Origin of the sequence: Clostridium bowmanii (assembly GCF_018861315.1) — a bacterium.
Taxonomy (GTDB): domain Bacteria; phylum Bacillota; class Clostridia; order Clostridiales; family Clostridiaceae; genus Clostridium_AD; species Clostridium_AD bowmanii.
Map to the genome: position 1 here is coordinate 1 of NZ_JAHLDL010000061.1, position 10618 is coordinate 10618.

9 protein-coding genes are annotated in these 10618 nt (G+C 28.0%); 3 read left to right on the top strand and 6 right to left on the bottom strand.

Annotated features, from left to right (window positions below):
- Positions 1-659: 659 nt before the first annotated feature.
- Together KPL51_RS22220 and KPL51_RS22225 are read right to left on the bottom strand one after the other, a co-directional pair.
- Entirely contained in the window at positions 660-1352 is a 693-nt protein-coding gene (locus tag KPL51_RS22220) for a Fic family protein (RefSeq protein WP_216166468.1), read from the bottom strand.
- A 34-nt stretch (positions 1353-1386) separates the two neighbouring features.
- Positions 1387-2310: a hypothetical protein gene (locus tag KPL51_RS22225; RefSeq protein WP_216166470.1), complete on the bottom strand. Its 924-nt coding sequence runs from the start codon at positions 2308-2310 to the stop codon at positions 1387-1389.
- An 897-nt stretch (positions 2311-3207) separates the two neighbouring features.
- Here KPL51_RS22225 and mobV point away from each other — a divergent pair.
- From mobV to KPL51_RS22240, 3 genes are all read left to right on the top strand, one after another.
- The gene (gene mobV, locus KPL51_RS22230; protein ID WP_216166473.1) at positions 3208-4287 is read left to right on the top strand and encodes a MobV family relaxase; all 1080 of its coding nucleotides are present in this window, start codon (positions 3208-3210) and stop codon (positions 4285-4287) included.
- Positions 4288-4569: 282 nt separating this feature from the next.
- Positions 4570-5682, top strand: a complete 1113-nt coding sequence (locus KPL51_RS22235) for a replication initiation protein (RefSeq protein WP_216166475.1) — start codon at positions 4570-4572, stop codon at positions 5680-5682.
- A 20-nt stretch (positions 5683-5702) separates the two neighbouring features.
- On the top strand, positions 5703-5963 hold the full coding sequence (locus KPL51_RS22240; protein ID WP_216166476.1) for a hypothetical protein: 261 nt from the start codon (positions 5703-5705) through the stop codon (positions 5961-5963).
- 43 nt (positions 5964-6006) lie between these two features.
- On the opposite strand, the gene KPL51_RS22245 is transcribed toward KPL51_RS22240, so the two are convergent.
- The 4 genes from KPL51_RS22245 to KPL51_RS22260 form a co-directional block, all read right to left on the bottom strand.
- Complete coding sequence (locus tag KPL51_RS22245; protein WP_216166478.1) at positions 6007-6582, bottom strand: hypothetical protein; 576 nt, start codon at positions 6580-6582, stop codon at positions 6007-6009.
- Between the two features lie 134 nt (positions 6583-6716).
- Positions 6717-7262, bottom strand: coding sequence for a site-specific integrase (locus KPL51_RS22250; RefSeq protein ID WP_216166480.1), 546 nt, complete (start codon positions 7260-7262; stop codon positions 6717-6719).
- A 517-nt stretch (positions 7263-7779) separates the two neighbouring features.
- Complete coding sequence (locus KPL51_RS22255) at positions 7780-9024, bottom strand: hypothetical protein (RefSeq protein WP_216166482.1); 1245 nt, start codon at positions 9022-9024, stop codon at positions 7780-7782.
- Positions 9018-9785, bottom strand: coding sequence for a C39 family peptidase (locus KPL51_RS22260; protein WP_216166484.1), 768 nt, complete (start codon positions 9783-9785; stop codon positions 9018-9020). Before KPL51_RS22260 ends, KPL51_RS22255 begins: the two co-directional genes overlap by 7 nt.
- Positions 9786-10618: the final 833 nt, after the last annotated feature.

The following is a 10618-nucleotide window of genomic DNA, read 5'->3' on the forward strand; positions in this document are numbered from 1 at the left end:
CATTTCCTTCCTTCTTTCTATCGTATTTACATTCAAATTAATATTGTTAATAAACAAAATGTTCTATATATTACATTTATATTAACAATTAAGTTATATTTTTCACTATTTCTACATTTTTTATTATACATTTTTTTAAAATAATTGTAAATTATTTTAATTATTCATTTTTCTACATTTTACTACATTTAATATAATTAATTTAAAAATATTACAAATTTACAGGTAAAGTATGGCACAGGATGATTTAACAAAGTAGAAGCTTGAAAGCATTCGCTAGAGCATATTCTTTGGTAGGGGTATGAAGAACATAGCTGTAACCAGAAGCAATAGGACATTTCTAATTTCCCATATATGAAAGTTCCGAATCTCATTTTGGAACTTGAACTTAGGTGTATTTAAAGCATTTTATGGGGCTTTTTACTCTACGTAATGGTGTACCTTTGCGTAGAGTTATTTGTTTTAAGATTAAAGCCATTATGTGTAGGCATTAAGAAGCATTGATATTGCTTGATTTAAAGTAATTTTAAATTCCTGTTGGTGTGATTCAGAGAAATGTTGGCGATACCCCAAAAATAGAAGAAATCACTCAATACTAAAAATAAAAATGCCCCTGGTAATCTACCAGAGGTTTTTATTATTTAACTGATTTTAATTTCTTAATATCTTTCTAAACAACTGCTATATAAAAACTCAAAGATATTGTCAGCTTCTCTTGTATTGTAGAACTCAACCATTAAAGTATTAAACTGCAATCTATCCTTTGCCTTTATATTAAATATACCTTGACCTTCTGATATTAAAACCATGTTAGATACTAACCTAGAGGTTCTTTTATTCCCATCATAGAAAAATTGATTTAAGGCTCCCCATAGAAATATTTCAAAAGCTAAATCCGTTTTACTTTCACATCTTTTTACTAATTGAGGTAATTCATTTTTAAAAATACATTCTAGCTCTTCAGCTCTTGGAGGTATAAATTCTGTACCAGCTATTCTAACTTGACCAGTTCTAAATGCCCCGCTAAATAAAGCCTCATCCTTAGCCACTATGTTATTAAATTTATTAAAGATATTTATGTCAAGTTCTACATTGTTTTGGCTCACTGCATCAAATAAATAATTCCAACCATTTCTAATATTATAAATTTGTTGCTCGTCACTTACTTTATGACCACCTATAGTAATACCCTCAAGTAAAGTTTGTACTTCAGGATAAGTAAAAGGATTCCCTTCTAAATTAGCCATATTAAACACAACATCTGACGATAATTTTCTAACTAACATTATTAATCTTTTAATTTCTAATGCTGGAACTATATCCTCATAAGATTTATTTCTGTTAAATAGCATAATATTTCATACTCCTTTTAATTTAACTGATTATTTATTTTGCCGCTGCACTATCTTTTTTAACTCTTGGAGTTGGTTTCTTCTTCTCGAGTTCTTCTAATAAGGATTTATATTTACTTTGATATTCTTGTATCTCTGTATTATGTTTCAATTGATTTTGGCTTAACTGCTCCTGTTGTTCCTTTTGTAATTTTAATAATGCCTTATCCATTGTTATACTTGCTTTATCATTCAACTGTTCAATATCTTCAATATGTTTATCCTTTAACTGCTCTTGGCTCTTAGTCAATTCATTAATAGCCTTCTCATGATCTTCTTTTAAATTCTTAATATCTTTGCCTAAATTAGTAACAGTAAAATCCCTGTCTTTAATGTTATTTTCCAATTCAATATTTTTAGATTGATTATCTGCAAGTGACTTCTTATACTGTTCTACTTCAACTTTATATTGTTTATATTCTTCAAGTATTCCTGTAAGGGTATCATTTTTGCCTTGATATTCCTTAATAATAGTTAATTTATCAAGCGCACTTTCTTGTAATTGATTTTGTTGCTGTTTTAATGCTAGGTTATCATTGTTTACACTTATTAGCCTTTCCTCATTCATTGAATTTAATAAAGTTACTGAATCAATTTCATTTTGTAAATTACTAATTTTTTCTTTATATATTTGCAAATTCTTTTGGCTATTCTCTGAAATATCATCCTTTTGGCTCTCCAATTTATCAATGATGCCTATAAATGCTTGGTGTATTTTGTTTGTGTATCCCTCTAAAACATCAATATCTCCTACCAAATTAATGTTTTTAATCTTTCCTTTGTTTAACTCATATAAATTTAATAGTGTATTAAGAAAGTCTTTATTATTTTTACCTTCTTCACCTACAAACTCATCAAATCTTTTACGTTCTTCCGTATCAAGCCTAATTCCCAATACTGTACTTTTTTCATCTGCCATTATAAAAATACCTCCCGTTTAATTGTGTTAACACAATGTTTCACGTGAAACGTTGGTATAACTATGTTAACAAATGTTTACGATGTATTGTTAACATATATTTATTATATATCACTATAAAGTCTTTTGCAATATGTTTTTGAGGCTTTCAAGCCTTATAAATAAGATTATATATTAAATACCCTGATAATTATAAAAATAAGAAATTAACTCAGGAAAATTTTCAAATACCTCTTACATTTATTTTTAATTGTTATCCAAGTAATATATAATTCGAAAATGTTGGAGAGCTCCAATAAATAACTACCGTCTTCAATAATGGACACCTTGTCAGCAAAAGAACTCTGACCACTTCCATTTTTTCAGTTGGTTTTTCTAAAAGGTAAGTGATATTTCACAAATAAAAATATAGCAATAAAAACGCGAAGTGAGAAAATAAGAAAGGGAGTGCAGCCATATTTATATAGAAAAATTTAAAACTAAAATACGACTGTGCACGCAATACAAAAAGGTCGTCGCCCTAAAGACAACTAAACTTTTTAACTCATTAAAATATAAATAATTTGGTCGTTTAGCGACAATAATAGTTAGATTTTATGTGATTTTACGATACGTATGTACATACGTAAAGGTATACGGTAATGGCTCTATGACTAGGTTTAGAGCATTTATACATTTGAGTTAAATTTAACTTATATATTGATACTTGAAAAGTGGCATAAAGCCACTCATATCAATGCTTTTTGCTTTTTTAGGGTGAAGCCCTAAACCTCTCGGAGAGCACGAATTTTACGGAGTAAAGTATAATGTGCTATACTTTACTCTAAAGTTTAGGTCGCTTTGCTCCTTTTAGAATAAACCGACTAGTTAAATTTAACTAAGGATGAGGTGTTTAATATGAGCTATTTAATTTGTCATGTTCAAAAATTTAAAGCAAATGATGTAAAAGGAACTCAAATTCACAATCAAAGAGAAAGTGAAAACAGTAAAAATAAAGACATAAATAAAGACCGTACAATTCTAAATTATGACTTACATAATGAAAAACATATTAACTATAATCACAAAGTTAAAGAAATAATTAAGGATGGTTATAGTGTCAATAAGGGAATTAGAAAAGATGCTGTAGTAATGACCAGCACTTTAATAACTTCTGATAATGAATATTTCAAAAAGCTTCCCCAGGAAGATCAAGCGAAGTTCTTTAAGCAGACTTATGAATTCTTAAAAGAAAAATATGGTGAAAAAAATATAGTGGCAGCTACCGTACATTTGGATGAAACCACTCCACATATGCACCTTTGTAGTGTGCCTCTAACCGAAGATGGTAGACTTTCAGCTAAAATTACTTTTAATCGTAAAGCTCTATTGCAATTACAATCTGAATTGCCCCAGTATTTACAAAGTAGGGGTTTTGATGTCCAAAGAGGCGAAGCCGGTAGTGAAAAAACTCATTTAAATACTCAAGACTTTAAAATTAAAACTAAAAAAGAAGAACTAGAAAAAAGTAAGATTGAATTTGACAAGGCTTACAATGAGCTTAATATCAAATCTAAGGCATTGGAAAAATTAACTACTAATATATCTAACCTTGAACATACAGACGTTAAAAAGAGCTTTATAGGCTCTAAAATGACACTTCATGAAGATGATTATAATAAAATAATAAATCTAGCTAAAAAAGGTGTGCTAAATGAAAATTCTTTGAATGACTTAAAAAAAATTAATATTTCTTTGGAAAGTGATAATTTAAGTTATCATAAAGGATATACAGAGTACTTTACTAAATACTCTAAGTTAAAAAAAGAACATAAAAAGTTAAATGCTAATGTAGTAGATTTAATAAAAGAGTATAAAATAATGACTAATATATTAGAAAAAAATAATTTATTGCCTGAAGTTCAGCAAAAATTAAAAGCTGAAAAAGAAACTGAGAAGATCTCAAAAAGAAATAAAAGAGAAAATTTAGAACTATAAAAAACAGAACAACAACAACAATCTCTGTTGTTGTATAGTAAAGAGTATAGTAAAGAGTATAGTAAAGAGTATAGTAGGAGTGCTTAAAAGCTAGATATACCAACGTGTACAGAGGAACATCTACGTATAAAATCAGTGTGGACTACGTATAAAATCAGTGTGGACTACGTATAAAATCAGTGTGGACTACGTATAAAATCAATGCGTAAAACAAAACATTGATTTTACGTAATTACTGTGGTAATATATTCCTATACTATGAAATTGGAGGTAATGAGGAATATGGAAAATAAAAAGGGTGGAGATTTAATTTGTAAAAGACCTGAAACGATAGTTGAAGCACGGTTTAAATTAACTAAAAAACAAAATGATATTTTAGATATGGTTTTTGCATCTATTGAAAATGATGAAAAGCTTAAATATCAAATAGACATAAAAAAATATGGTCAGCTTTACAATATAAAAAATAAAAGTAATATTTATGGTGATCTAAAAAAGGCAATTAAAACATTTGAGGGTAAAGGATTTGCAATAACTCAAAAGATTAATGAGAAAAAGGAAAATAGAATATATTTTTCTTGGTTTTCAAGTATCCAATATCTTGATGGCGAAGGAAAAATTGAAATTGAATTAGGACAAAAGTTAAAAGAAATAATGTTAAATGCTAAAAAAGCATGTTTTTATCAACTTAAATATTCTTTAAATTTTCACAATATCTATAGTAAAAGAATGTATTATTATTTAAAAAGCTTTGAAAATAGTAATGGCAATAATACAGGTTGGAGAATTGACAATTTAGATGAATTAAGGTCTAAACTAGAATGTCCTAAAAGTTATAATGTTTATTATGAATTTAAACGACTTGCTTTAAATCCTGCTTATGAAGAAATAAACGGAAATAGCGATATTGATTTTGAGTATGAAGAAATAAAAGATAAGAAAAAAGTTACACATTTAAAATTTCATGTAAAGAAAAACAAAGTTAATCAATTACTTGACGCTAAGGATGAAGTATTAGCAACGGTAACAGAATTTGAAGAGGAACAAAAAGAAACTTACATAGAGAAAACCAAATCAATTATAGAGGGGGTTACAAGAAATAAATTAAGTGATAAATCCGCTAATGAAATTTACAAGTGTGCAACTAATAATAATGAATATGGCAATGCTCCATTAGAATTAATAAGAGAAATTGCGGAGTATTCTAAGAGTCAAAATATAAAAGGTGATTTTGTAATTTGGGTTAAAGGTACTATTTCAAAATATGAAAAACCAATTAAGGTTACTCAACAGATTGCAAAGGGTAGTTTCAACGACTATGAGCAACGAAAATATGATTTTGATGAATTAGAGAAAAAATTATTAGGGTGGGATAATAATGACGAAGAAAATTAGAATTTTAGGGAGATTAAACTATGACTAAAAAAGAGTTAGAATTAAAATTAAACAGATATATAAAAAGAGCTAAATATAATAATTTACTCAACAAAGAAGTGATAAGTGCTTTACAAAAATTAATACTTCTTTTCAAAGATTCAGATACAGAGGAGTTTAAAAAAGCCAATTATATAATTGGAGAATTATTAAATACAAGAGATATTATAACAACAGAATATGAAACAGGGACAGGAGAATTTTGGGTGAAACAGATAGTTGATAAAAAAACCAAAACATAATAATGTCGTGGTTTTTTTATTGAAAAAAATTTTTTTAATAAAATTACTTTTTATATTTATCAGCATATTCTATTAATGCCATACTTATTAAATCCATCGACTTAAATTCTTTGTAGGTATCCATAAAGGTTTTAAAGTGTTCCCAAACCTCACCATATATTCGCACAGTGGTTACTTTTACTTCCCCCTGTAATTTATCGTTATCAATTTTCAACTCGCTTACATCAATATTAATGATGTCCTTTTGATTGTTGTACCACTCCAACATTTCTTGTATATTATCATGTTTTTCTATGATGTTTAATATCTTTTTTTCAGAGTCTTTAGAATTGAATATATTTATATTACTTTTATATTCATGCGTTGATATTGCTTTAATAGCAGTAGATTTAGGTGCTGAAACTACTGCTATATTACATTTGTATTCATCCTTTTTTATGTATTGTTTTAGAGGCTTACTAAATATATATCCCGCAGCTATAAATTTATTTCCTATAGTTTTTCTACTAATATTAATATTTAAACTAATTTCAGTTAAAGTTAATCCTTCTTTTAATTTAGTGTTAACAAAAGTTATTTGATTCAATATATCTAGCTTTTTATAATCTTCATTTCCCATTTTATCCACCTCATATAAATGTAATATACTTGTAATTATATCATGAATACATTTGTATTACACTTATATTATACAGAAAAAAAGTTAATTATTATTACATATAGAAAGGGTACATTTTAATGCATAATATTATCTTACAGATAGAAATTCTCTATGCTCTTATCTTTTATATCCTCATTAATACCAATATATCTTAAAGTAACACTAGGTGAGGAATGATTGAATATTTGTTGAAGTAATGCAACATCTTTATTTTGTTTGTAGTGCCAGTAGCCAAAGGTCTTTCTTAGTGTGTGTGTGCCTACCTCTTGAAGTCCAATATGATCAGCTGCACTATTCAGTATTCGATATGCCTGGACTCTACTAATGGGCTTATTTTCGCCTTTCCTACTCTGGAATAAGTATTCTTCATCAGGCATTGTCTTAATATACTTGTCTATTTCTATTTTTAACAATGAATTTATTAGGAACCTCTTAATTTTATTTGTTTTTTGCTCTATTATTTTAATATGTGTTTGATCCCTCAAATCCTTAACTTTAAGTTCTAACATGTCACTGATCCGAAGGCCCGTATTAATACCCACAACAAACATTAAGTAGTTTTTATATCCTGTTTTCAATAATTCCATTTTCATTTCTTCAAGTTTTTCTCTATCCCTAATCGGTTGAACTAGCTTCATGCTCTAAAACTCCTTAATATTATAATTAAGACCGTTATAATACATTCAATGTAACAAGTCAACTCGTTATGTTACATTCAAAATGAAATTTTTAAGGAATGGGCAATAGCTTCAATGTGAAAGTAACACAATTACATTTGTGTTACTTTCACTTTGCTAATATAAACTTAACACAAGTAACCCCATATCTTGATATGGGGTTACTTCGACATATAAGAAAGAAGCAAATTTATTATTTTCACAGGCACCCCACAGTCTCACTTTGATTTTTACATCCTTACTTGATTTAGCAAAAGCATTAATAAATTCTCCCTTGTCACTAATCCAATGATACTCTAACTTAGCATATTTTTTCTTAGATTTAAAGTCGTGGGTCAGTTTAATTCCCTCTACAGAATTCATTGATACGATATATGTATTTCTGTTTGTTGTTATTGTAACTGTATCATTAGTTTTTTTACAGGAAACAAACAATATTATTGCAATTAAAGTAACTCCTGTAAGGGGTACCTCATTGCTATTCAGTAATGTCTACACATAAATTTGTACTACTAGTACCTTCTTTTTGGTCATAAATTAAAACTAAATTATCAAACATATTATAGATATTTGAACTGTTAGCGGGATTGTTATCGTTATTATTATATACTTCTAAAAAACTATTATTAGTATAGTCATAAACAAATCTATCATCAAGTCCATTATTAGACCAGCTAATATATCGACTATTTATTTTAGGAATGCTTCTATAAACTTCAAGTAACCCACTTTTTATAATGGGGGTTTTTTCATTAACTATTGTTTTAATTTTTGTAGTTTTAATATCCATAATAATAACATTGGACCAACATGAATTTTGTGCAGGATTTCTATCTATAACATCTATAGCCACTAAATTGTTTTTGTATAAGGAGGGATTAGTATAAAAGCCATCTTTAGTTAATTGCTTTGTTTTATTTGTTTTTAAATTATAGATAAATAAATCACTATATATGTATTGTGTGAGTCTTTTCTCAAGAGTTTCGTTATATACCCTGTATTTACTCCAAACAATAGAATCACCATAAATAGAGCAATCAGCAATTAACTCATCTATAACGGCCCCCGTTTTGGCGATATTGCTTTGTTTCTTAGATTTTAAGTCAAACGAATCTATTTCGCTTATTAACTTTTGGTTTTCAAAACTAGTCTTACAATAAACAACTACATCATTATTAGAGATAGTCAATTGGTCTGGGGTGTAATTGATAAACATTGGTACATTAAACTTATTTGTTGTAAACTTACTTTTATCCAATATCAACTTTTCACCCGTTTTTATGTTATAAGCAATCATTTGCCACTTAAATGGTTTATTTTCTGTATTCATAATTAAGGACTCATCTTCAATCCAAACAACCCATTTTGAATTACATACAACGGTATGTATAAAATTATTTGGATTATAAGCTTTTAAAAAATCTCTTGTAGACATATTTTTTAAATTATATATATATAATTTTTTACTTTCTTCTTTCCTCACTAATAATTCTTCCTCATTCAATCGGGCATCAATGAATATATTTGTAGGAATATTATATGTTTTTTTATTTTTTAAGCTAACAAATGTAGGCTTTTTTTCATGAATTATATTTACTACTTTATTACTTTTAAATGAATTACATCCAAATAAACAGATAATATTTAAAAAAATTATTAATACGAAACACAGCTTAAAAGCTGCATTTCGTATTATTCTTTTTAATGGATTTAAAATCACCATATAATTCCTCTTGCTTTAGTCGAATTTGCAGCATTTAAATAATAAGTTGTATATTTAACCGGAGCAGCTGAATTAGAATCTGCAATATTGTATATTTTTGTGGAATCATTGTATCCATGAATACAAATATAGTGTGCTGCTCCATTTTTATAAACAGAATTAATAGGAGTAGTCGTAACCCCATGGTTTAAATTACCAATAACATCAAATCCCTTTTTTACTGTGCCAGCATCAATAGTTGAAATTACTCTATATGACATATCATAATTCCAATTAGTTGTTCCCCATTTTAGCGTCCAGCCATTGCCATTAGCATAAGTGTTTAATGTAGTTTCCCATGGACTAGCATCGAAGCCTGTTCCACTTGACGTAGTACCTAATGAAGTTGCTAATGTATTCTCTGATGGAACACTACCTCCATTTGTAGTTACATAACCTTGAATAAGATTACGAGCTGACGTAGGACCACATGTATAACTTTTAGATTGTCTAAAAGTTCCCACATTGTTTATTTTAGACCCACCGGCTGCCATAGGAGTAATTCCATTAGCCGAATTCATAGTTGTTAAAAGTTTATCTCTCTTATTTTTCACATAAGCTTCAGCATCAATAGCTCTTTTTGACTCTCTTTGAATCTGCTCTTGACCTGGTTTCGTAAATCCTTCATTAATCCCAGTAGCTGTTGTCCCTGCAAAAACGTTTGATGTTAATGAAAAAGTTAATGCTATACTTGCGACAACTAATAATAATTTTTTATTCATTTTTAATTCCTTCCTTAATTTGGTTTATTGTTTAAATTATACCATCGCATGAGTGATATTCTACAAAAGTATTTATATTCCTTTATTTTATAGAATATACTTTATTGAATTTGGGGTAGTAACCGCAAAACGCGGATTTTATACGTTAAGACATATATTACTAAAACACCGATGAGCTGCAATCCTTTAAAAATATAATTCAAAAGTTATATGTCACGAAATATTTAATTTCACGACTGTTGTTATATATGAACATCTAGCCTATAGTCTCAAAGTGAAAGTAACTCAATTACTATTGGGGTCTCGCCAACATAATTCTGAATCACACCATTAGCAATTTTATAACGTCTACGCAAAGCTAAATGTATTTTACGTAGATATTCATAAATGTTTTGTTATGCTTTACGAATACATTTTATAGCTTTTTTCAGCCCTACGTAAAGGTATACCTTTACGTAGAGTTATTCGTTTAAAATTGAAATTATTGTATGTCAATGTTGAAAAGTATTGATATCACTTGATTAAAAGTTGTTTTTAACTACTGTTGGTGTGATTCAGAGAAATGTTGGTGAGACCCCTATTTAAAAGGTTACATTCACACATAAAAATTTAAAACCTGATATTTGTAAAAAATCCATTTACAAATATCAAATAAGTGTATATAATTACAAATAAAGACAAGATTGTTTGCAATTGCAATTAAAAAGGCCTTTTTAATTGCAAGAAACTATGAAAGCGAGGGTTATAAAAAATGAATAAATTGAAAAAAACAGTAAGTATGTTAGCTCTTTCAGTAATGTTAATATTACCTACAACTGTATCTGCTCAAACAT